Below are 22,943 nucleotides of genomic sequence, written 5' to 3'. Positions count from 1 at the left end.
CATTAAACTGAATAACAATCAGCCAACATACACCAACTCAGTAGATTCTCCCGCAATGGCCCATTCATGGCGGTAAGCTGGTTTTTTCCTGCCGAACAACCACTGTACCAGGCTGTTGAACCAATCCATGATCCCGGATTTGCTGAATGCTTTTTTGGGCGCGAGGTCAAACACTTCCACATGCTGGATCTGCACGTGCACCAGCATCATGGTATTCGTATCCCATTGAGCGTTATGGTGTTCGAGTTTAAAAACAGACACGGTTTCCGGATCGGTAACAATGGTTGCTTTTCCATAAACCTGAAGTGCCACCGGATGTCCTTTTTTGTAGTAATGGAGTCTCGCGGGAAAGTGGGGATGAAACTGCTCGATTTGCTGGAGTGGCTTTGGAACCAGGATCCAGACCTGCCCTTTTTCATCGGTTACAAGAGTTTGAACCAATTGGGTAGGCATTTTCAGTACATCATTACCGGTATTGAAGAGTAAAGCACCTCCAATGCCCTCGATATACTGTTTTACGGAGTGAGTAAAAGTATTCATAGTTCATGTTTGTGGTCATACTAAAAAAATCCGTGCCTGGCCCGGCAGGAACGATTTTTTAATAGGATACCGGAAATCAGAAGCTATGTTTACAAAGAACATTCTGAAGATCGCTTTTACAGCCGCCATACTTTATCTCATATTCCTGGCCATATTTGCTTTTAACAGTCATTACGAAAATATTGTTCTGTTGTACATCGGAAACGGGCTTTTTTTCCTGTCCATATTATCCGGGCTGATCTGGCTGAACAAAATGGCCGGTGGAAACGCCTCTACCAGGGTTTTGTTTAAGACGGGGGTATGGAGCCTTATTCACGGCGTGGCTGTAGCTACTGTTTTGGGGATCATCTTGTTTTACATACAAAAAGGTAATTATGTTGATGCTGAAATGCTGGAGGATTTACCGGCACAAGGCGGAGATATTCATAAAGATGATATGTTTCTGAACATCATCATCAACAGTGCGGTACTTAACCCGATACTTGGGTTTTTCGCTACTATTCTCGGTTCCGGCGTCATCAAAAAGAACCAGAAAAGCGGAAGCGGCAGAGAAACAGTTCAATAACTAAAATTTACCAACATGAGAATATTAGGTGTTATTCTATTGATCGCTGGCATTGCCATGATTGTATTCAGAGAAGTGAATTTTACCACGGAGAAAGAAGTGGCCGATCTCGGGCCCGTGGAAATCAATAAGAAAGAAAACAAAACCATCGGGTGGCCCTCTTATGCAGGCGGCATCACCGCGGTGGCGGGTATCGTATTATTAGTAGCCGGAGGAAAGAGAAAGTCCTAGAACAGGACTTTCATCATTTCTTCCGCAACGAATTGATTTCCCTTTTCATTCAGGTGCACCCGGTCGGTGGTGAGGATACCTGATTCTTTATTTTCTGAATTGTGTTTCAGGTTATAATCGAGGAATGATTTCCTGAGGTCGATCAGACCACAGTCATTTTTCTTTGCGAGGTCGCGTATAAAGGATGCGTATTTGTTGAGATCGCCGTCCAGTTCGTTGGTGAAGTCCGTTTTTTCACCGATAGCCGCGGGTGTGCACAACACTACTTTGATGTTTTTATCACGGAGTTTTTTGATAACCGCGTTGTAAAAGCGGAGGAACTTATCGGGATCCGTACCAGTTCCGGAAGTTCGTTTGTGCCATACATCATTTACGCCCACCCATATTACCACGATATCAGGATTTTTAGCAAGAACATCTTCTTCCATCCGGAGATAGAGGTCGTAAATTTTATTTCCTCCAATGCCCGCGCCCATCAATTCATACCCGGCGCTTTTCCCGGAAGATTTAAGCATACTGTCGATGCGTTGAATATAGCCACCCTTATTTGCACCTGCCTGTGTGATGGAATCACCGAAGAACACGATTCTTTTTTTTTGCTGAACGGGCATAAATGAAAGCAATAATAAGGTGGAGAAAAGAGCGATCGTTATTTTCATAAACTGTAATGATTGAACTAAAGATAGGCATTAATTGCCGTCGGGTTTAACCACCGGGGACAACGGACTATGCGGCAGCACAAATGCTTCGGCGGGAGAGGGTTCAGCCGGATCAAAAACCGGCAGGTCTTTTTTAAGTTGCCGCGCCAAAGCCGGGATGGATTGCCGGATTCCGGTTACCATACATTTTGCCAGTTCATACGCGCCATAGTTGCTGAAATGCGTATTGTCTTTTATGGGTTCGGGCTGGTTGGGAAAACTGTTGGCCGGGTAGTGAACAAACGCTTTCAAAGACGGTGTTTCGCCCAGGGCTTCATACAGTGTTTTGCTCATCTCATTAAGATCGATAAGCGCCACATCTTCTTCCCGGGCGGTTTCACGCATGGCGGCGGGATAATCACCGAGGGTATTGATGATTTTTCCGTTCGGATCAAAATTTCGTCTGTGCATGGAAGTAACCAGTACCGGGATACCGCCTTTGCTTCTTGCCGCGGTGATGTACTTTTTCAGTTGTTCCTTGTAAGTAGTGAATGGCTCTACGTGTGCGCTTCCTGGTTTCTGATCGTTGTGGGCGAATTCAATAAAAAGATAATCGCCTTTTTTCATCAGGCTGATGATTTTATCCAGTCTTCGGGCGGAGGCGAAGCTGCGCAGCGCTTCTCCCGATTCCGCATAATTCGCGAATACTACTTTTCCGGGTTGAAAGAAAGCCGGGATCATTTGTCCCCATGCCGCGAAAGGTTCCTGTGCCTGGTCCACCACGGTGGAGTTCCCGGCGAGGAACACAGTTGTGGCCGAAGTGTTTCTTTTGATTTCTATCCCGCAAATTTTTGGTGCTTCGTTGCTGAACTCCAGGGTCAGGGCATTGTCCCAGTGGAGGTATGTTTTTTCACGGGGTTTCAACCGTACTTTTTCACCGGTGGCATGGATGATACTGTCGCGGATATTCACCGTGAATTTGTTCCGTAAAAAATTTCCGGTTGCGGTAACAGCTTTTTCCACCATGAGCCTGCGGCATTCCGCCTTGATGGTAGTGGTTGAGGGCCCTTCCGCATCGCCGGTGATTACGGTTACATCGTAGTTGCCTTCAGGAAGTATTACTGAAAAAAAGAAAGGTTGCGAAGAGGTGCAGTAATCGGAAAAGAGGTTCTTTTTTCCTTTTCTTTCCACGGAAACGATGGGTGCGGCATTGCCAAGGAACCCATAGCCGGTGGTGGTATTGAATTTTGTGTCTGGCGTAATCCTGGTATACCCTTTTTCGGTTTTACCGTTTCCGAAATCGAACCGGAGGTGTTGAGCCCGGCCTGTAATAACCGAAAGAATCGTGAAGCAGAGCAGGGAGAAGAATCGTTTCATTGGTTGAAATGTCTGATAGGTGAGGAGCAATCCGAAGAAGTTTTCATTTTATAAGTGAATCATGGCGGACTTTGAGCAACCGGAAAAAATCATGGCGGTATTCGTTCGGACGAAAATAGCTCAATGAAAGGGAGAACCCTCCCGCACCATCCTGTTTTAAGTGAATAGTATTATTTTTTTTGACTAAAAAATTATTTTACGCAATCGTTCCCGGATGCGGCTCACAGGATACGGCAGGATAGTTCCGTAAACGGGATAGTTACTTTTACGGCGTAGGGTGCTTAAAAGCGCCATTGATTGCTGACGATTTGCTCATTTTTAACCAACTAATCTGCTTGCCATGTTTGCGATGCTCAAGGTTGCCATAGCATCCCTTTTTCAAAGGGTTGCCTGTTCTTCACCTGTTTGTTTTTTCTATCCTTCACCTGGACAGTACGTGTGTGCCGGGGGTAACACTTATTTCGTACATCCCATTCTCCATTAGCTTATTAACTGCCATATACCGTAATCTTCTTACTTAAATCATCATTCACCAAGCTAGTTTGCTATGACCAAACCATTACAGACAATATTCCTGTTCCTGGTGTTTTCGCTTGTGCTTGTGCACTGCAGGAAAAAAGAATGGGACGAATATTATAGTCGCCCGGAATGGCTGGATGCGCCTATTTACCAGCAACTTGAAGCGAAGGGCAACTTCACGCAATTGCTGATTTGCATTGATAAGGCAAAATATAAGGACATTCTGGGCAAATCGGGATACTGGACATTTTTCGCGCCCCACGACTCTGCTTTCCAGGTTTACCTTCAATCCAAAAATCTTACAAGCGCCCGGGAGCTGGACTCCGCTACCTGCCGGCAGATTGTAACCTATTGCCTGGTGTACAATGCATTCAAAAAGGAACGTATTGGTGATTACCAGGCCAACACGGGCTGGGTGGCCAATAGCGCGTTTAAAAGGAGAACCGCCTACTACACCGGTGTTTTCGATGATGTTAATAAAGATGGACAGCCGGTGAAAGCCATTGCCTCCAACAGGAACAATACAACCGGCCTCAATTATTACGTGGATGCCGACAATAACAACAAGTACATCCCCTACTTCGTTGACAATTTCCTTCAGGCGAAAAACCTTTCAGAAGCCGATTACAAATACTTCTATCCCAATACGCCCTATACAGGTTTCAATGTGGTGGATGCCGTTGTTACGGAGAAAGACATTACCGCGGAGAACGGCGTAATACATGTGATCAACAAAGTAATCACCGCCCTGCCCGGCCTGCACCAGTACATCGCGGCCAATCCTCAGTACAGCGAATTTAAAAGACTGTTCGACAAGTACCTCACACAGCACGTGCTGAACGCAAGTGTAACACAGCGTTACCAGGCGTTGAACGGAGTCTCCGACCAGGTATTTACCCAGGTATTCAACTCTGCGCTTGCTTTTTCTCCCAATAACGAGAACTTCCTGAAACAACAGGACAACGACGGACAAAGCAATGGATACACGATGTTCGTGCCCACCAACGACGTACTTAAAAACTACATCAATACGGTATTGCTGGAACATTATAAAAAAGAAGAGAACCTGCCGATAAACGTTATCTACGATTTTATTAACGCGCACTTGTGGCAGTCTGCGGTATGGCCCAGCAAGTTCGGCAGTACATTGAACTTCCTGGGAGAAGAAGCCCGTTTTAATCCGGCGTCGGATATCGCTGATAAGAAAATACTCAGCAACGGCTTCTTTTACGGAACCAACAAAGTGCAGGAATCCAACGTGTTCAGCAGTGTTTACGGAAAAGCCTACCTGGATCCGAAATATTCCATGATGGCCTCGCTGCTGAATATAGAGTTGAAGTTTCAGGTATCGAATATATACCAGAAGTACACCTTGTTCATGTTGAGCAACGACGTACTGAACCAGGCTGGTTATACCGTTGATCCCACCGTGAGCAACGATGTAAACCTGCAATGGCGTTACCACCCGCCGAACGGGGGTGCAGACCTTACAGGCTCCTCCGCGCTGGTAAGGCTCATTCGTGTACTGAACCTCCATGTGATTCCCGAAACTGATATTACGAATGCGGCTCCGTACGGTGTGGCCATGAGTTACGGCGGAGAACACATCAGGTACGAGAACAATACGGTATTCTCTTCAGGCAATGTGGACTCTTCTAATGTAGCCACCATCCTTCAAACCAAGACCGCTAAAAACGGCACCGTTCATTATATAGACCGTATTCTCAATTTTAGTGAGTCTTCCATCGGAAAGCACATAGAGAAACTGGGAACACCCGTTGGATCGGCGTTTAACCATTTCTGGCAATACCTGAGGAACTCATCCATTTACAATGTAACCACGGGTGAAATTCAGGGCGTTGCCGCGGGTACTTTTTACACGTTTTTTATTCCGGACAATGCAGCCATCGTTGCCGCGGTGAACGCGGGGCTGCTTCCAGGAACAGGCACGGCGCCCAATAAAGTACCGGCTTTCAATCCGGCATCGTTGGCCGATAAGGAACTGGTGAACAATTTCATTTACTACCATATCCTCAATAAAAAAGCGGTGGCCACCGATGGCGTGGAGAGCGGTGCATTTGAAACCATGTACAAAACGCCCAATGGCGACCCAACCACCATTTTCGTGAACAATAACGTGGCCAATGCCATGACGGTTACCGATGTGGCCGGCCGTTCGGCCAATGTGCTGATACCGGGCAGCAACTACCTCAGCACACGCTGCATGATACACTTAACCAACAACTACCTTACCTACAGGCCATAACCCCCAAACTCAATAGAAATGAAAAATTATTGTATAAGAATTTTTGTTGTGCTGCTGCTGGCGGGTGGCTGGAGCCTGCATGGATGGGCGCAAACCGCTGGTGTAGTGGTGAAGGGAAAGGTGACGGATAAAAAAACAAAAAAGCCTGTCTCCGGCGCATCTGTTTCTGAAATGGACGCCGACGGCAGGATCATTAAAGGCGCCGCTACCGACATTGAAGGGAACTATGTGCTTAAAGTGACCAACACCAAAAATGAAATATCCGTTTCCAGCATTGGTTATGTGACCACGGCGCAAAGAATCGGAGGAAGAACAACCATCAACTTTTCGCTGGAAGACGGCGCCGGATCATCAATGGATGAAGTGGTTGTTATCAACGCGAAAAGATCTAACAACGGACTGCTCCCGATTCCAGAAAAAAACCTTACCACCGCGGTTTCAAGGGTAAGCGCGAAAGACCTGGAAGAAATGCAGGCCGTGAGCATTGACCAGGCATTGCAGGGAAGAATGAGTGGCGTTGATATTACCGCTTCCAGCGGAGACCCGGGCGCCGCCATGAACATCCGTATTCGTGGGGTGTCATCCATCAACTCGGTTGGGAATCCATTGATCGTGGTAGATGGAATGCCTTATGAAACGGAAATTCCAGGCGATTTCAACTTCGGCGCGGCAGATGAACAAGGTTATGCGCAGTTGCTGAACATTTCCCCGGCCGACATCCTGGAGATTACCGCGTTGAAAGACGCCGCGGCTACCGCTGTATGGGGTTCCCGCGCCGCAAATGGCGTACTCGTGATTACCACCAAGCGGGGATCAAGAGGAAAGCCCAGTATTACCTACACGTTCAAAGGCTCCACCTCCATACTGCCCAAGCCTATTCCCATGCTGAACGGCGACCAGTATTCCACGCTCATACCGGAAGGTTTCATGAACCGCATCGGTAGTACGCTGAACAGCCAGACGGTGCGGGAATTCAACTACGATCCCAACGATCCCTACTGGTACTATAATTACAGCAACAACACCAATTGGGTGGATGAGATCAGCCGGCAGGGATACCTGATGGACAATACCATCAGCATGAACGGAGGAGGCGCCAAAGCCAAATACTTCGCATCCGTTGGCTATTTCGGCCAAACAGGTACCACACTCGGCACCTCGCTTAACAGAATCAATACCAGGATCAACCTCGATTACGACATTTCTGAAAAGATAAAAATCTTCACCAGCTTCGCCTATACGCACACCAACCAGAACAGGAACTACCTCAGTTCAAACGAAGGCGCCATCAGGAACGTAGCCTACCTGAAAATGCCCAATATGAGTGTGTTTGAATACGATGAGTTCGGTAACCTTACACCCAACTACCTTTCTCCCGCAGCCAACGTGCAGGGCCAGTATTCACGCATCTACAACCCCGTTGCCATGGCGCAGGAAGCCAAGTTCAGCGTGCTGGGCGAAAGAATCGTACCCAGGTTCCAGCTCGATTACCAGATCATCAGAGGAACACTGCGCGCCACATTCGATGTGCAGTTTGATATCAACAATACCAAAAACAAAAGTTTTCTTCCCCAGATCGCTACCGGTCGCCCCAATACCGAAACCGTAGTGAACAGGGCTTACGACGGAGATATTGACATTTTTAACGTAGGCACCAAAGCACAACTGCTTTATACCCCCACGCTTAAAAACCTTAACCACCACCTCATCAGTTCCCTCACCTTCCTTACCAGCGATTACAAGGCGGTGAACCAGGAGATCATTACCTCAAATACCGCCTCTTCACTGCTGGTGGATCCTTCTATTCCTTCCAGGACACAAAATGAAGAACTGAGGGCCGTTTCCGTGGTGAACCAGTCGCGCAACATCGGCGCGGTAGCCATGATGCAATACGATTTCAGAGAGAAATACATCATCAGCGCCTCCGTTAGGGGTGATGGCAACTCCAGGTTCGGGCCCTCTTACAGGTATGGCCTGTTTCCTTCCATTTCAGCCCGGTGGCGCGTTTCGGATGAGAAATTCCTGAAAAATTTCAAGAAACTCGATGACCTGAGTTTCCGTGTCAGCTATGGACAAAGCGGCAGGGCGCCCCGGTTCGACTACACCTTCTACAACAAGTACGCGACTTTCAACTGGGGCTACCTGGGCCAGAGCGGTGTGTTCCCTTCCAGCATGGAACTCAAAAACCTGCGTTGGGAAACACTGGTAGGTACCAACGTTGGCGCAAACATCAGCATGTTCAGAGGACGCCTCCGCGCGGATGTGGACCTTTACCGCAACCGTACCAAAGACATGCTTTTTGAAGGGCTGCAGATATCTTCTTTTACGGGATACAATAACGTGGACATGAACGTGGGTACCATGGACAACCTCGGATGGGAAGTGGCCGTTTGGACCCAGCCCTACAAAACCAAAGACCTTACCATCGGGTTCGATTTCAACTTCTCCCAGAACCAGAACATCATCCGCGAAATATCTGAATTCTATCCCGCAAGCCGTGGGGATGTGGCACGCAACGGTGAATACCTTCGCCTTCTTCAGGTGGATAATCCCTTCGGATCATTCTACGGATACAGGTACAATGGTGTGTATAAGGACCAGGCTTCTACCATCGCGAATGGCAGCGACGGGAAGCCAATTGTCGGCCCTAACGGCCAACCGGTTTACATGCGTTTCAACTATCCTTCAGTGGACTATATTTTCCAGCCCGGAGACGCCATGTATGAAGACATCAACAAAGATGGCAACATCAACTATATGGATGTGGTATATCTTGGAAACAGCAACCCTAAGTTTACGGGCGGTTTCGGCCCATCCGCCACCTGGAAAAACAGGCTTAAAATTTCCGCCTTCTTCAACTTCCGCTTCGATTATGATATTGTGAACGGTACCAAAATGACCACGACCAGTATGAGCGGGTTCGACAACCAGAGTACCGCGGTGCTGCGCCGCTGGAGAAAAGAAGGCGACATTACCGATATCCCCCGCGCACTGATTGCAGGAGGATACAACTGGCTCGGCAGCGACAGGTACGTGGAAGACGCGTCCTTCCTCCGTTTCCGTACAATGACCGTTAGATACACCTTCCAGCCCGCCGTACTGAAGAAAATGAAGATGAAAACCCTGAGCGCTTACGTGACGGGCGAAAACCTGTTCACGCTCACAAAATACAACGGGCAGGATCCGGAAGTAAACACCAGGGGAGCGGATCCTTTCCGCGTAGCGATCGACTACACGATGACCCCACCTTCCAGAACCATTACCATAGGCCTGGTGGCGGGCTTCTAAACCAAGAGGATTAATCATTTGAACAACTGAAAATGAGAAAGATAATTTTATTTACCATTTTAATCGCATCTGTTGGATCCTCGCTGGTGTCCTGCAAAAAATGGCTCGAGCTGAAGCCGCAGGATGGTATTGTGCGCGAGGAATTCTGGCAAACCAAGGAGCAGGTGGAAGCCGCCGTAACAGGCATCTACGCCTCCATGCTGGGAAGCGCCACCAACAACGACAGAGCGCTGGCCGAATACATGTTCCTTTGGGGCGAGGCCCGCACCGATATGGTTTCCCCGGGATTCAGGGCCGTACAGGATGAACTGGATATCATCAACATCAATGTGCTGCCCACCAACCAGTTTGTGAACTGGCGTTCGTTCTACCAAACCATCAACTACTGCAACACGGTGATAGAACTGGCGCCGGGGGTGAGAAGTATTGACCAGACCTTTACACAGCAACAGCTCGACAGGGCCATTGGCGAAGCGCTCACCATCCGTTCACTCATGTATTTTTACCTCGCCCGTTCTTTCAGTGACGTGCCGCTCAAACTGAATGCCACACTCAGCGATGAAGATGTGGTGGCCATTCCAAAAAGTACGCAGAACCAAGTACTCGACCAGATTGTGGCCGACCTCAAAAAGGCAGAGCCCATGGTTCAACTACCCACCGGAAACAGGCCCGTGGACAAGGGACGCGTGAACAGGTATACCGTTAACGCCCTGCTGGCCGATGTGTACCTGTGGATGAACCGGTACGAAGATTGCGCAACCGAATGCGACAAGATCATCAGCTCCAACAACTTTGGACTGGTTTCCGGAGAAAACGGCGCCGCGCCTTTCTTCAATGAATTGTTTTATGCCGGCAATTCAAATGAAATCATATTCTCCCTTCAATTCGATGCACAGAAGCTAAACCCTTTTTATACCATGCATGTGTCGGGCTCCCGCCGCTGGGGCGCCGCGCCACACCTGCTGGAAGAAGTATATGGTGTTGACCTTTCAGGAGCGGTTCCCCCACTGGTGGACCTGCGCGGAGACAATGGATCATTCCGGGCCAATGACCTCGCCATCTGGAAATACATTGGAGCCGACGGAAACGGAAGCAATACCAGACCGCTCGACCAATCTTACGCGCATTGGATTTTCTACCGGTACGCAGATGTGCTGCTTATGAAAGCAGAAGCCATCAACATGAACAATGCGCCCCTGGAAGCTTCGCGTATCGTGAAGCAGATCAGGAACCGCGCCCATGCCCTGGACCTGGGCGTACCCATGGATTCCACCAATGTGGACGCCATGGCCGATTTTATTGTGGAAGAAAGGCAACGGGAATTTGCATTCGAAGGAAAAAGATGGTACGATGTGCTGCGCAACGCGAAAAGAGACGATTACAAAAGATTATACCTGATTCAACGTATGGTGTCCAAAAGTGTTGCCCCCGACCGGCAACAGGCTGCTATCAACAAACTCAGGGATAAGAACAGTCACTATTTCCCGATTTACTTCTATGAAATTCAAACCAACAAGGAATTGGTTCAAAACCCCTTCTATAAATAATATTAAACAGGTTACTTATGAACAAAATTACCAAATGGCCACTCTGCTGCCTGGCTGTTCTCCTGGTAACAGGAATGTACCTGGCGGGTTGTAAAAAATTGGATCTTAAAACAACTACCACTGATGATGTGAATATTGTCGGTTACCTGGATAAGCATATCGATTCTTTTTCACTGTTCCGCGAAATACTGGACGTAACGGGCAACACTTCTTTCCTGAACGCGTATGGCGCATATACCTGCTTCGCGCCCACCAACGGAGGTGTAAAAAAGTGGCTCACAGCCATTGGAGCAGCTTCCGTAACCGCGGCCGATATAAATGTTTTGAAAGATATGGTCCGTTTCCATGTACTAACGGACACGATTTCCACCGGTTCTTTTAAAGACGGAAAGCTCCCGGTACCCACCATGCTGGGCCAGTTCCTGATCACAGGAGTATCTTTTGAAAACGGCGCTTCCACTTATACCGTGAACCGTCAGGCCAAGGTGACCACATCAAATGTTCGCGTGGGCAATGGTGTCGTGCATGAGCTGAGCGAAGTACTGGTGCCATCTTCCCTCACCATCGCAAAACAACTGGAGGCTAAACCTCAATACTCCATTTTTGTGCAGGCGATGAAAGAAACGGGCCTCTATGAAAAACTGAATACCGTTGATCCCGATACCACCAAACGCTGGATGACCGTGATCGCGGAAAGCAACATGGCGCTGGCCGATTCAGGCTTCAACAGCTATGCGGATCTTAAAGCAAAATACTCCAATACCGGCAACCCGGCAAATACCAACGACAGCCTTTACATGTATGTGGCCTACCATGTCCTCACGGGAATAAAATTCCTGGGCGATATCATCGTGGCGCCTTCTCACCAGACCCTGCAACCGCAGGAGGTGGTAAGTACCAAATTGTCGGGACAGGATGTGGTGGTGAACGAAGTTGAATTCAACGGCGTGCTCGAAAAAGGCGTGGTACTGGACCGTGTAAAAAGCGACAACGCCGCTACGAATGGAGTTTGGCACGATGCCACCGCACACTTCGCCGTGAAATACAGAAAGCCTACCGCCATCTACTGGGATGTTTCGTCAACAGTGGAAGAGATCATCAAGCTTCCGGCGGTATACAGAAAAGCTTCTAAAGATTACCTGCGTCAAAGCGAAGTGGACCAGCCCTTTAAAGAAATGACCTGGGGATGGGGCTCCCTGGCGGGAACCAACGTGTTCACCTACGCCTATGGCACAAACAGCATCCTACTGCACGCGGTCAACAGCGATTGTAACAAACTGCCGCTGGGATTGCCCTCAAGACCCGTTTGGTGGGAAATGACCACCCCGCCTATCATTAAAGGAAGGTATAAAATATGGATCTGTTACTCCTCCAGAAAGCAATCTTCCAGCTCCAATATGTTGTGTGATGTAAGAGTAAACGGGGAACTGATGCAGCGGACCATGAACTTTACCGTTACACGACCCGCCGGATCCGATTCCGAACTGGAAGCCATCGGCTGGAAACGATACACCGAAAACACGGGTTCCCAGTTCGCCGGAAGGCTGGTGGGCACCTATGAGTTCACCACCACACAAAAGCACACCATCCGCATAACGCCGCTGGCAGGTACGCAGAACGAAAATTACCTGGATATGATCCATTTCATTCCCGTGGATGAAAACCAGATTCTGCCCCGGTTCAGAAATGATGGAACCCTGATTTTTGAATAAGCAATTGTTTGTTGCACCATAAACCAAAATAAGCGCTGATGCCGACCATATATAAAAAGACTTTGCTGTTTGCCGCTATTCCGCTCCTGCTCGCGGGTTGCAAAAAATGGGATGACCACAACGCCATTACCGATCCGGATGTTGAAAAGAACCTGATGCAGCAGATACAAGCCGATGAAGGACTTTCAACTTTCGCTGAACTATTGGTGAAAAGTGGTTACGATAAGGAGATCACCTCTTCCAAAACATACACCGTTTTCGCGCCTACCAATACCGCGTTGCAAAACCTGGATCCGGCTCTTGTGAACGATGCCGCAAAGCTGAAAGCCTTTGTGGGCAACCATATCGCCAACCAGTTGTACAATTCCAAAACAGCGCTGGCCGATACGGTACGCATTCCTATGCTGAACGGGAAGTTCCATAGCCTTATTGGAACCCGGTTGGATGAGGCGGCGATTACCAGACCCGATAAGATCGCGAAGAACGGACTGATTCATACCATTGACAAAATGCTTCCAGCCCTTCAGAATACATGGGAGGTAATGGAAAACGACCCAAGGATTCCCACCGTTCACAAAACCTTCCTTCAATCGCTTTACAGGAACGTGTTTGATGCAGAAAATGCGGAACAAATTGGCGTGAACCCCAATACCGGCGCACCTATTTACAAACCGGGAACAGATTCCGTGCGCACAAACAGCATCTGGCAATCTGTTTACGATGTGCGGAACGAAGAAGGCCAATATACAATGTTCGTTCTTTCCGATGAGGCCTGGGCGGCTGAAACCAGTAAAATCATCGGCTACTACCAGACCGATTCCGTAGGCATGCCCGAATACTTCTCTCAATGGAACGTTGCACGCAATACAGTTGTGGAGGGCGCATACATTCCTTCCGGAGCCGGAACCGATACACTTCAATCCAAGTCCGGCGTGAGGTTCCCGGTGGAAGCCTCGGCCATTGTACATACCATCAAAACAAGCAATGGAATGGTGTATGTGCTGAATAAAATGGATGTGCTCCCCAACCAGCGTTACAGGAGCATTGTGGTGGAAGGAGAAAGATACGCTTTCACCAGTCACGACAAAAGAGGGAACACTTATTTCCGGGACAGGTACAACCCGCTTACCGGTACCGACTTCAAAGACGTGCTGGTGCTTAACCATGCGCAGGCCCTGTTCAACCTGGCCTACAATGTTCCGGATGTCATTACCACTAAGTACAAAGTGTATTGGGTAGCAGTAAACGATTTCCAGACCGCTACCCACCAGCAGCGGATTTCAATAGGAACATCTACCGCCGGAACGCTCCCTTACACTGTGGTGCCCGTAAATAATTTCGGTGAGCAGTACATCGGGGAAATGACCATCTCCAAATTCAACACCTCAACGCTCCTGTTTCTTGTGGCGGCGAACAGTACTTCACAGGCTGTGAGCCCGCTGGTATGCGATTATATAAGGCTTGAACCCGTATTTTAACCGGAAGGTTGTTACTCATTCATACTAACACGATGCTTATATTAAGAAGAAATATTACGAAAGCGATCACTGTTTCAGTCATGGCGCTGGCTGTGGCCAATGCCGCGGCGCAACAACAGCAGCAGCGCTATAGCGACACTACCGCTGCGCAAACCCGGGGCGTGGAAATTTCAGGAACCATTACCGATGCGGTCACAGGAAAGGGCCTGCCTTCCATCAGGGTTCAGGTTCCGGAGTTTTCAGCCACCATTACGGGGGATAACGGTAAATTCAGGCTCAGGGTACCATCGTATGGTGCGGAGTTATTGGTGAGTGGCGAAGGGTTTGAAACCAGGAGGGTGGCACTGAAAGGAAGGAACACGGTTGAGGTGGCGCTGATGGACGATGAACATCCCTCCCTGCATGAATCCGTTGTTACACCGTTTGGCACAGCGCCCAATTTGCAAACAACGGTATCGGCAGCGCAATACAATGTAAAGGCAGGCTGGACCCAGCCGGGAGAAGTGGCGGACGCAATGTTACAAGGCCGTATTCCCGGATTGAACGCTATCCGGCGCTCAGGTACACCTGGTGCCGGCGCAAACCTTTTTTTGCGCGGATACAACTCGCTCTACGGTACAAATAAGCCCCTGATTATAGTCGATAATATGATATTCGATGCAAATGATTATGGAGAAAGCATCATCGCCAACAATTACACGAACCCGCTGGCCCTGATAGATGTAAAAGATATAGATAACATCACCGTTCTGAGAGACGCATCCAGCATCTACGGCACAAAAGGCGCCAACGGAGCAATCATCATAACCACCGCAAGGGCGCAACAGCAGGCCACCAAAATTGACTTCGGGATTTTTACCGGTATCAACAGCGCCCCCAAAGCGTTGCCGGTAATGGGCGCCGGGGATTTCAGGATATTGCTCAGCGAAATGCTGCAGGGTAAAGGGCTGTCTTCAGGCGAAATAGCCGCCCTTCCTTATATGAATGATGATCCGCAAAACCCCGATTACGCAAGATATCACTACAATACAAACTGGCAGGACAAGGTGCTTAAAGCCAGCGCCTCACAAAACGTTTTCCTGAAAGTAACCGGAGGCGACAACATTGCCACCTACGGGTTAAGTATGGGGTATATGAAATCGGAAGGTGTGGTGAGCAATACCGACCTTACGCGTTACAGCACCCGGTTTAACGCGGAGTTCAACTTTTCAAAAAAATTCACGGGCATGGCCAACCTGTCCTTCGCTTACAACGAACAGAATTTAAAGGATCAGGGCATCGCCGACAAAACCTCACCCGTTTTTCTTTCCCTCGTAAAATCGCCTTTCATGGCGGAAAGAGAAGTGAATGATGAAGGCATCGAATCGCCAAACCTTGCAGGACTTGATTCGCTCGGCATCGGAAACCCATCCACCGTGATCAGGCAAATGCAGGCATACAATAAATACTACCGCTTCTTCGGATCGTTCGGTTTCAGGTATGCCATCAACGACTATTTCAGCGCAGCCACCATGTTCGGGATCAACTATGATAAGGTGCGTGAAAATATTTTCGTACCGCAAAGCGGCATAGCAAAAGACTCCCTGAGCAATGCCGTGGTTACCAACAGGCTCGGTACTCAGGTGAAAAGATTGTATTCCGTTTATAACGATACCCGGATTGAATACAAAAGAAATTATGGTTTCATCCACAGCATCGCTTCCAGAATAGGGATGCGCTACCAGAAAAATGAAGCGGAACAGGATTTCGCACTGGGCTTTAACTCCGCCACCGATGAACTTGTTAGTGTTCAGAATGGTGTAAGCGCACTCCGCCAGGTAGGCGGCGGCATCGGAAACTGGAACTGGATCAACTATTACTTCGGAACCGATTATGGTTTCAGGAACAAGTTGTTCCTTTCTTTCAACATGGCTGTTGACGGATCTTCAAGGTTCGGAAAAGAAGCCCCCGGAGGAATCGGGCTGTACAATTCCCGCTTTGCGGTAATGCCGTCCCTGGGCGCCGCATGGCTGCTTTCTTCCGAAAGCTTTATGGCGAATTCTTCCCTGGATGTCCTCAGGTTACGCGCAGGGTTCAGCATGGCCGGGAACGATGATATCGGAAATTACAGCGCGCGCCAAACCTATGTTTCCCAAAACCTTTTAGGCGTGCAGGGGCTTGTTCGGAAAGGGATCGCCAACCCAACACTGCAATGGGAAACCAATAAAAAGCTGAACCTCGGCGTTGACCTGGCTTTTTGGAACGAAAGGGTAAGTCTGAGCCTTGACGCATACCAGAATACCACGGATAATATGTTGGTATATAAAGACCTGGATACCCCAACCGGTTTTACCCAGATGCTCACCAATGAAGGCAAAATGAAAAACACAGGCATAGACGCCGCACTGAATGTACGCGTAGTAAACAGCGCCACAGTTAAGTGGGACCTGGGCGTGAATATAGGAACCTACCGGAATAAAATCATGGAACTGCCCGGAGGCAGCTTTACCACTACCTATGCCGGTGCAACCATCCTTACCCGTGAAGGTGCTGCCGCGAACCAATTCTATGGGTACACCTCAACAGGCGTATTTTCTTCTGATGCGGAAGCAGCCGCTGCCGGACTGGTAAAAAAGAATGAAGATGGTTCTTACAGCAGGTTTATGGGTGGCGATATCCGCTTCGCTGATCTCGACAATAACGATACCATCAATATGGCCGATCAACAGGTGATAGGCAACCCCAATCCAGATTTTACCGGCGGAATTACCAGCCGCGTAAGCTGGAAAAGATTTGAATTGAACGCGCTGTTTACGTTCAGCCAGGGCAACGATGTTTTCAATTACCTCCGTTACCGCCTCGAATCAATGAGCGGTTTGGAAAACCAGTTGATCAGCGTAAACAACAGATGGCGCGCCGATGGACAGGTGACCAATATGCCCAAAGCTTCATTTAACGATCCCATGGGCAACAACAGGTTTAGCAACAGATGGATCGAAGATGGATCTTATTTCCGCCTCAGGTCGCTCTCTGTTCAGTACAATATCCCGTTGAGGGAAGGGTTCATTACCAATGCCAGTATTTATGCGATCGGTAGCAACCTGTTCACCCTTACGAAATACAAAGGATACGACCCCGAGTTCAGCGCCAGCCCAAGTGTTTTCGCGCAGGGAATTGATACAGGACTCGACCCCCAGTTCCGGAGTGTTACCCTGGGGGTAAGAATTGGTTTGTAAGCATCTATTAACGAAGTAATCTTTCAGCAATATGAAAAAGTTTTCGATAAAGCATTGGATGATTGTGGCCGCAACGGCAATGAGTACCCTTTCTTGCAGTAAGGCACTCGAAGAGTTGCCGCAGGATGAGCTGGACGCGTCTCAGATGTACAGGAATGTTTATGATGCCGACGCCGCGATTATTGGCATCTATGGTAAATTCATGGGCATGGCGGAAAGGTATGTGCTGCTGAACGAACTCCGGGCCGACCTGCTCGAATATACCGACAACGCCAACGAGGACCTGCGCCAGCTCAGCACCCACAACGTGAGTGCCGATAACCCTTATGCCAGCCCGCGCCCCTTCTATGAGCTGATCGTTAATTGTAACGATGTACTCAGGAACTTCAACATCATGCGCGCTGAAAACAAAATGAAAGAAGCGGAATACCAGCAGCGGTACTCCGATGTTGGCGCCATGCGTTCTTTTTTATACCTGCAACTGGGCATCCACTTCGGGGCGGTTCCTTATGTTACCGACCCGCTGGTGAATATCTCCGCTATCCAGGACCCCAATAAGTTCCCAAGGCTGCCGTTCAATGTATTGCTTGACAGTCTGATCAACTTTACAGAAGCGCTGCCCTTCAAAAACCAGTATCCCACAGGCACAACCCTGAACATTACCGTAGACGGATACCCTACCCAGAAATTCTTTATCAATAAAAAAGTCATTCTTGGCGACCTTCACCTTTGGAAAGGCAATTATGTACAGGCTGCTACCTGGTACCGGGAAGTAATGGAAACCGGCACGCAGGGGGCCATCAACGGATCTTATTTCGCTTTTTACAAACTGGGATGGGACAGTAATGGCGATAAGGACCATTACATCAGCTATTCCCGTGCGGGTGATGCCAGCACACTGGTGACCAATTCTCAGTGGAGGATCATGTTCGAGCAACCCATGAACTCCGACGGCTTCAACTGGGAATGGGTATGGGCCATGCCTTTCGACAGTAAGTTCAAACCAGAGAATCCCTTCATCAAATTGTTCTCGCCTATCGGCGGAAGCTACCTCGTAAAGCCCTCCAGGGAAGCAATGGACAAATGGAACAACGAACAGCAGCGCCCTGCACAGGGAACTCCAGGGATACCTTACGATGCCAGAGGATTACTTACCTGGCGGGAAATTGGCGGCAAGCCCGTGGTTATGAAATACCTCTACAACTACCTGAACTACACGAACAATAACCCGTTTGCCGCGCTTACCAAAAACGGAAAATGGTTCCTGTTCCGGCAAACGCACCTGCATATGCGCTTTGCGGAAGCCGCCAACCGCGCCGGGAAGCACCGTCTCGCGTGGGGCTTTTTTAACTCGGGCATCGCGGGAGCGTATCCGGCACCATCGTCTACCGTTACGGATTATCAAAATACATTGTGGGAAGCGCCGCCTTTTAACTTCGATGCACGCAACAGCGGATCCAGTGGCGTGCCTTATTATCGCGCAGACTGGTACCGCAATATCGGCGTAAGGGCAAGGGCCAATCTTGTTTCGCTTGAAGTGCCCGCTTCCGATAGTCTGGTCGCCATCGAGAATGGACTGATCCATGAAACAGCATTGGAAAACGCCTATGAAGGTACCCGTTGGCCCGACCTGGTGAGGGTGGCCTTAAGAAGAAACGATCCGGCATACCTGGCTGATAAGATTTACGACAAACTTCAGAAAGAAGGTAATCCTGCAGCTGCGGCGGTAAGAACCAAACTGATGAATCCTGAGAACTGGTACCTGCCGTTTAAATGGTAAAAGTCTCTTTACAATGAGCAATACAATCGCAAGCCCCCGCCATTCCTGGCGAGGGCTTATTCTTTTCAAAAACTTCTTCTTTGCTGCTGATAGAGAATCCCTCAATCTACCAACTGCAAAGAACTGTCGTTGATCTCGAATTTATTTGTCTTCAGTAATTCCAGCACTTCCGCGCCAGCCAGCAACACCGGTCCATAGCCATGTGCGGCGTACACATTTACCGGACGGTAATAATAAAATGCCGCATCGAACGCCATGCCGGTTCCCACGCAGGTTCCTTCTACCTGACCCTTCCCGTTCACCTTGGTGGAAACGGCGTTCCAGGCCAATAATGTTGCCGGGGCAAAAGCTTTTTTATCGAGCCATCCTTTGGTGATGCCGCGGGCGAAACAATAGGCGTAGATGGCGGTGGCGGAGGTTTCGAGGTAAGAATCGTTGCGGTCCAGGAGTTGGTGCCAGAAGCCCGTGCCATCCTGCATGGCCAAAATGCCTTCCGCGTGGATACGGAACAACTGCAATACTTTGTTCCTACCGGGATGACTTGCAGGCAACACTTCCAGCAATTCCGCCATGGCCATGATGGCCCAGCCGTTGGCCCTGGCCCAATGGAAAGTTGGGTGCACCTGCATTTCCTCCACCCAGCCGTGCATGAAAAGTTTTTGCTCCGCAACAAACATGCGTTTGCCAAATAATTCGATCTGCGCTACCGCATCATCAAAATATTGGCCGTTGCCCGTGAGTTTACCCATCTGCGCCAGCGCCGGGATGCTCATGTACAGGTCGTCGAGCCAGAGCGTGTTGGGCTGCGGACGGTTCCTGGCCAAAGTGCCGTCGGGCAGACGGAATTCTTTGGAAGATATGTATTGAATGAAATTATCTGCCAGCGGACGAAGGTTGGGCTGGTCGCCTTTTGCGATCAGCTTTGCGATGGCCGCGCAAAGGGCGCCTGCATCGTCCAGTGCATGTGGGTCAATCACGGAGCGCATGGCATTGGGCTGTTTGGGATATTGCTGGTAAAGGCGTTTGAAAGCAGGCATCCCATCGGCCAGGAAGCGGAGGCGTTGCTGCACATAATCTGTGTAACGTGCATCGCCGGTGGTTTCTCCCGCGCGCAACATACCACTGTAAGTTACGCCCCATTCATAACTGGTGAGCCGGAAATCGCCCGGTTTGAAGATCGTTTGAGTATCAATGGCGTTCGTTGCAACGGAAGCTTTGGTGTGTTTGTTGATCCATTCGGCGGGCGTTACCTGGTTGAGGTAAGTGTACACCCTATTTAAAACGGCTTTCACGGAATCCTGGTGCGGCGCACCATAAGGCGTAACGTAATCAGGTTTCATGGCATGCAGCGGGGTATTCACATCGTTCATTTTCACCTGCGCGTACCCGTTGGCCGCGAAAGAAGCGGCGGCAATCAATAATGGCAATTTCATCTGGCAATGATCATTTTGATGAAAGGGGAAGATAGCGGAATGGAACGCGTTCTCCGTCCTGAACCTTCCAGTGCTTACAAAGAGGCCCGTTGCGTAAGGTGGAAAGGAATGGGAACATGTTCCGAAGACTGGTTCAGGATCAGCTCGGCGGTTTTTTCTCCCATCAGTTGAAAATCGGTGGAGATGGTGGTGATGCCGTTCAGGATAATTTTTTTCAACGGCGTTTCGTTGTACGAGATCACGCCCACGTGCTTGCCTACCCGGAGTTTGGTGACGAGAATCTTTTCGATCAGCGTTACCAGGTCGTTGTCCATCAGGTTGATGAACACTTCGCCTTCCTTGATGGGTTCAATGGAAATATCGTGTACCACTTTATAGTTGAACGCGTACTGGTGGCAGAAGCGGGAGAAACCTTTTAAGATTTCCTGGGGGTAGTAAGTATATTCCGGGAAGATGATTTTGATGGTATGGTACTTGGCGAGCGGTTCCAACGCCTGTTCCAGCGAATGGTAGATGTCTTTCTCGAAGCTCTCATACACCGCGCCGAAATTGCCGGTAACGCCGGGAATCAGTTTATCGAGCAGGATCAGCCTTTCTTTCGGGATGGTATTGATCACATCCACGGCGTTCTCGCCACCGTCCATGAAGTGGGGGATGATGACATAGTGCGTATAATCTTCCTTCGGATTTTCGATCAGCTTTTTGAACAGCGCGAAATCGTTGTTGTAGATGTAGAAGTCGATGGCGGCCATATCGCCCAGTGTGTTGGCCAGGGCGTCGTAGATGATCTTTTTGTGCGGACTGAGTTTATTGAACAGCAGGAATATCTTGAGGGTCTGGTTCAGCTCCGCGTTCTTCACGAAATATCCTTTCCCGGGCACGGAGCCCAGCACACCAATGTTCTTCAGGTGTTTGTAGCCTTTTTCCGCGGTATCCCTGGATATCTCGAATTCGAAACTCAGTTCGTTGATGGAAGGAAGGGTATCGTTCTTTTTCAGTTTGCCTTCGTTGATGGCACGGATGATCGAATTGGCCAGTTGCAGGTACTTGGGCGTGGCGGAATAATAATCGATTTGCAGGTATTCGAAGATCGGGGGTTGTTTCATCCGTAAATTATCGGGCTTCTGTTCATAATGGTTTCCAAATCTACGGATTTTTCCCCGTCAACAGGCATGATGGTGCATGATGGCCCGGAACCGGATTCTGCTAACTTTATGCCCTTGTAACGACTTGATTGCTATATAGAAAATCTCATTTGCATGGCTGTAATCCTTGGTGTAATTTTTCATTTCATTGGTGGTTTTGCTTCCGGTAGTTTTTATATTCCTTATAAGAAAGTAAAAGGCTGGGCCTGGGAAACCTATTGGCTGGTGGGGGGTATCTTCTCCTGGCTGGTGGTGCCTCCTCTGGCGGCCTGGCTCACCATTCCAAATTTTACGGAGATCATCGCGGAAGCGGATGGCGGCACGCTGGGGCTGGCCTATCTTTTCGGGGTGCTCTGGGGTATTGGCGGACTTACCTACGGGTTGGGCGTGCGGTACCTTGGGGTGTCGCTGGGAAGCAGCATTATTCTCGGCCTGTGTATGGTGTTCGGGGCGCTGATCCCATCCGTTTATTACCAGTTCAATCCATCTGAAGGAAAAGATACCATCGGGATGCTGACAGGCACGAACTGGGGGCTTACCGTGCTGGCCGGGCTGGCCGTGTGTATCCTTGGGATCGTACTGTGCGGCAAAGCCGGAACCAGAAAAGAGAAAGAGATACCACAGGGAGAAGGCATTTCCGCCGAATATAAATTCGGCCTCGGATTAACCGTGGCCATCGTATCGGGGATTCTCAGCGCCTGTTTCAATTTCGGGCTGGAAGCGGGGAAGCCGCTCGCAGAAGTAGCGAACAACATCTGGAAAGCCGCACATCCGGGAGAAGGCGAATTCCTGTACCAGAACAATGTGACGTATGTGGTGGTACTTTGGGGTGGATTGACCACGAACTTCATCTGGTGCCTGATGCTCAATGCCCGCAACAAAACTTTTGGTGATTATTCCAATAAAAATGTGCCCCGCCTCGCCAACCTTATATTTTGTGCGCTGGCGGGAACCACCTGGTTCTTACAGTTCTTTTTCTACGGAATGGGAGAAAGTAAAATGGGCAACGGTCCCAGTTCCTGGATCCTGCACATGGCCTTCATCATCCTGGTCGCGAATGCGTGGGGATTGATATTGAAGGAATGGAAAGGCGTAAGCACAAAAACGAAAAACCTGGTGATACTGGGCATCATTACCATTATAGCATCCGTGATCCTGGTAGGTTACGGGAACTCATTAAAACCATAAAATTTTCTTTCAGTTAAAACT

The 22,943-nt window shown here is 49.2% G+C and carries 15 protein-coding genes; 10 read left to right on the top strand and 5 right to left on the bottom strand.

Annotation, left to right across the window (positions count from 1 at the left end; all coding sequences use genetic code 11):
- Positions 1-18 precede the first annotated feature (18 nt).
- Complete coding sequence (locus M4J38_RS15365) at positions 19-540, bottom strand: hypothetical protein (protein ID WP_251760655.1); 522 nt, start codon at positions 538-540, stop codon at positions 19-21.
- Positions 541-625: 85 nt separating this feature from the next.
- Between M4J38_RS15365 and M4J38_RS15360 the strand changes: the two genes are divergently transcribed.
- A complete protein-coding gene (locus M4J38_RS15360) occupies positions 626-1,105 on the top strand; it encodes a hypothetical protein (RefSeq protein WP_251760653.1) in 480 nt (159 codons plus the stop codon).
- 15 nt (positions 1,106-1,120) lie between these two features.
- Positions 1,121-1,336 (top strand): hypothetical protein, encoded by a 216-nt coding sequence (locus tag M4J38_RS15355; RefSeq protein WP_251760651.1) that lies wholly within the window; start codon positions 1,121-1,123, stop codon positions 1,334-1,336.
- Here the strand turns inward: M4J38_RS15355 and M4J38_RS15350 are convergent.
- Both M4J38_RS15350 and M4J38_RS15345 read right to left on the bottom strand, forming a co-directional pair.
- Positions 1,333-1,995, bottom strand: a complete 663-nt coding sequence (locus tag M4J38_RS15350; protein ID WP_251760649.1) for an SGNH/GDSL hydrolase family protein — start codon at positions 1,993-1,995, stop codon at positions 1,333-1,335. The two genes, M4J38_RS15355 and M4J38_RS15350, sit on opposite strands and share 4 nt — an antisense overlap.
- Before the next feature lie 30 nt (positions 1,996-2,025).
- Positions 2,026-3,351 carry a rhamnogalacturonan acetylesterase gene (locus tag M4J38_RS15345; protein ID WP_251760648.1) on the bottom strand — a complete coding sequence of 442 codons (1,326 nt, stop codon included), beginning with the start codon at positions 3,349-3,351 and terminating at the stop codon, positions 2,026-2,028.
- Positions 3,352-3,898: 547 nt separating this feature from the next.
- Here M4J38_RS15345 and M4J38_RS15340 point away from each other — a divergent pair.
- Genes M4J38_RS15340 through M4J38_RS15310 form a run of 7 tightly spaced genes read left to right on the top strand, consistent with a single transcriptional unit; the run spans position 3,899 to position 19,156 of the window.
- Positions 3,899-6,136, top strand: coding sequence for a fasciclin domain-containing protein (locus tag M4J38_RS15340; protein ID WP_251760646.1), 2,238 nt, complete (start codon positions 3,899-3,901; stop codon positions 6,134-6,136).
- 18 nt (positions 6,137-6,154) lie between these two features.
- Positions 6,155-9,424 (top strand): SusC/RagA family TonB-linked outer membrane protein, encoded by a 3,270-nt coding sequence (locus M4J38_RS15335; protein WP_251760645.1) that lies wholly within the window; start codon positions 6,155-6,157, stop codon positions 9,422-9,424.
- A 32-nt stretch (positions 9,425-9,456) separates the two neighbouring features.
- Positions 9,457-10,971: a RagB/SusD family nutrient uptake outer membrane protein gene (locus tag M4J38_RS15330; RefSeq protein ID WP_251760643.1), complete on the top strand. Its 1,515-nt coding sequence runs from the start codon at positions 9,457-9,459 to the stop codon at positions 10,969-10,971.
- A gap of 17 nt (positions 10,972-10,988) precedes the next feature.
- A complete protein-coding gene (locus tag M4J38_RS15325; protein ID WP_251760642.1) occupies positions 10,989-12,683 on the top strand; it encodes a fasciclin domain-containing protein in 1,695 nt (564 codons plus the stop codon).
- 38 nt (positions 12,684-12,721) lie between these two features.
- Positions 12,722-14,161 carry a fasciclin domain-containing protein gene (locus tag M4J38_RS15320; RefSeq protein ID WP_251760641.1) on the top strand — a complete coding sequence of 480 codons (1,440 nt, stop codon included), beginning with the start codon at positions 12,722-12,724 and terminating at the stop codon, positions 14,159-14,161.
- Between the two features lie 32 nt (positions 14,162-14,193).
- On the top strand, positions 14,194-17,376 hold the full coding sequence (locus M4J38_RS15315; RefSeq protein ID WP_251760639.1) for a SusC/RagA family TonB-linked outer membrane protein: 3,183 nt from the start codon (positions 14,194-14,196) through the stop codon (positions 17,374-17,376).
- A 31-nt stretch (positions 17,377-17,407) separates the two neighbouring features.
- Positions 17,408-19,156, top strand: a complete 1,749-nt coding sequence (locus M4J38_RS15310) for a RagB/SusD family protein (RefSeq protein WP_251760638.1) — start codon at positions 17,408-17,410, stop codon at positions 19,154-19,156.
- 101 nt (positions 19,157-19,257) lie between these two features.
- Here M4J38_RS15310 and M4J38_RS15305 read toward each other — a convergent pair whose 3' ends face one another.
- A complete protein-coding gene (locus M4J38_RS15305; protein ID WP_251760637.1) occupies positions 19,258-20,589 on the bottom strand; it encodes a glycoside hydrolase family 105 protein in 1,332 nt (443 codons plus the stop codon).
- Positions 20,590-20,663: 74 nt separating this feature from the next.
- Positions 20,664-21,695 (bottom strand): GntR family transcriptional regulator, encoded by a 1,032-nt coding sequence (locus M4J38_RS15300; RefSeq protein WP_251760635.1) that lies wholly within the window; start codon positions 21,693-21,695, stop codon positions 20,664-20,666.
- Between the two features lie 153 nt (positions 21,696-21,848).
- Here M4J38_RS15300 and rhaT point away from each other — a divergent pair, with 153 nt between their 5' ends.
- On the top strand, positions 21,849-22,922 hold the full coding sequence (gene rhaT, locus M4J38_RS15295) for an L-rhamnose/proton symporter RhaT (protein ID WP_251760634.1): 1,074 nt from the start codon (positions 21,849-21,851) through the stop codon (positions 22,920-22,922).
- Positions 22,923-22,943: the final 21 nt, after the last annotated feature.

This window comes from Parasegetibacter sp. NRK P23 (assembly GCF_023721715.1).
Lineage (GTDB): Bacteria > Bacteroidota > Bacteroidia > Chitinophagales > Chitinophagaceae > Parasegetibacter.
This window is presented reverse-complemented; position numbering and strand designations above follow the sequence as displayed.